The following is a 1,269-nucleotide window of genomic DNA, read 5'->3' as shown; positions in this document are numbered from 1 at the left end:
GACTCGTAGCGATGGGCGATCAGCTCGAACAGCACTGACGTCTCGGCCTCGCTGCGTTGGACGTAGCCGATATCGTCGATCACCAGCACGGCGTACTTGTCGAGCTTGATCAGGGAGTCGCTCAGGCGCAGTGCCTGCTTGGCAGCCTGGAGCTCCTGGACCAGGCTTGAGGCGGTGGCGTAGCGCACCCGGTAACCCTGGTCGACCAGCGTATGCCCGAGCCCGGCCGCCACGTGGCTCTTGCCGACGCCGGAGGGCCCAAACAGCAGCAGGTTGTGCGCCTGGTCGACCCACTGCGTGTCGCCGGCCAAGGCGCTCAGTTGCCGGCGCTGCTCGGCCGCGATGGCGTCGAACTCGAAGGACTCCAGCGTCTTGCCCACCGGCAGCCGGGCCTCCTTGAGGTGCCGGGCCAGCCGGCGTCGCTCACGCTCGGCCAGCTCGTGCTCGCATAGGGCGGCCAGTGTTTGTGGCAGGCTCCAGTTTTCGGCTCGGGCGCGGGTTTCCAGCTGGGGCCAGCAGGCGGCCATGGTGGGCAGGCGGAGCTGTCGCAGTAGCAGCGGCAACGTCTGGGCATCAGGCATGGCAGCCCACCTCTGTGGTCGGCACGCTGGGCACCAGATGGTTGTAGCTGGCGATGTCATGCTGAGTCACCTGGGGGAAAACCAGCGTGGCGCTCGGCGTGGCGGCGAAGCGGGCCTGGAGCTCGGCCAGCGTCGGGCTCTTCCCGCGCGCCAGGGCGCTCAGCCAGTAACTGGCGATCGCCCCGGCCTGGTCCTGCTCGGCGGCCAACGCCAGAGCGCCAACGATGCGCTTGCAGGCCTCGGCGACCGGCAAGGCGGCGGTCAGCCGGGCGTACAGCTCGCGCCACTCCGCACTCGGCAGCAGGTCGTCGCGGAACGTCAGCCCCGCCAGCGCCCGGGGCTTGCGGACCAGCCAGCCGATCACATGGCGGTAATCGATGACCCGCAACCGGCCGCTTTCCGGCGTGGCATGCAGCCGCCTCAGCGTCAGCAATGCTTGCTGTGCGTGATGCAGCACCAAGCGATCATCGTAAAGGTGCACCCGCAGGTTCTCGCCGATCAGCCGGGACGGCACCGAGTAGAGCACCTTGCGCACCTGGATGGTGCTGGAGGTAGTGACGCGCACCGTCACCTCGCTGTAGTCGGTACCGGGCCGGCTGGGCAGTGGCTGCAGCGCGCCACGCTCGACGGTGATCCGGGCCGCGTTGCGGCGGTTGATCGCGGTGGTCACCTCATCGAGGAAGGCCTG

At 68.8% G+C, this 1,269-nt stretch carries 2 protein-coding genes; both read right to left on the bottom strand.

All coding sequences use genetic code 11. From position 1 onward, the window contains the following. The coding region (locus tag DS839_RS35775) for an ATP-binding protein (RefSeq protein WP_119275347.1) at window positions 1–581 on the bottom strand (581 nt) is incomplete at its 3' end. Beyond that, window positions 574–1,269, bottom strand: a 696-nt coding sequence (locus DS839_RS35770) for a Mu transposase domain-containing protein (RefSeq protein ID WP_438816563.1), incomplete at its 5' end; no start/stop codon positions are given. The genes DS839_RS35770 and DS839_RS35775, both read right to left, overlap by 8 nt.

It is taken from the genome of Taklimakanibacter deserti, from assembly GCA_003574785.1.
Note: the sequence above shows the minus strand (reverse complement) of the source record. Positions and strands in the feature narration are given on the sequence as shown.